This window comes from Pseudomonas sp. SIMBA_041 (assembly GCF_046535095.1).
Classification (GTDB): Bacteria; Pseudomonadota; Gammaproteobacteria; order Pseudomonadales; family Pseudomonadaceae; genus Aquipseudomonas; species Aquipseudomonas mucoides.
Genome location: NZ_JAWRXJ010000275.1, coordinates 1 through 274, shown reverse-complemented (window position 1 = coordinate 274; position 274 = coordinate 1). Strand labels below are relative to the sequence as shown.

Here is a 274-nt window from a genome sequence, read left to right as displayed (position 1 = left end):
AGTGCACGAGTGAACCAACGATCTGCATAATCGGTACCACGGAAAGGTGCAGATAGAAAAACAGCGGTGTCTACTTGCGGCAACGCCTGTAGCTCAAAACGCTCCTTTAACTCATCTTCGCCAAAAGAAGTCTTGAGCGCGTTACGGATTTGCTGTTTTTCATTACTAGAGAGGATATCTTCATCATTAAGCTTATCTAAATCATCGACTAAATTTTCATCAGACAGCATCATGCGAGCGATAATGGCACCCATGCTATGACTGATAATCACAC

General features: G+C 43.4%; 1 protein-coding gene. It reads right to left on the bottom strand.

What is annotated here, in order from left to right:
- On the bottom strand, positions 1-254 hold a 254-nt coding region (locus SB725_RS31165), incomplete at its 3' end, for a hypothetical protein (protein WP_410923262.1).
- Positions 255-274 lie beyond the last annotated feature (20 nt).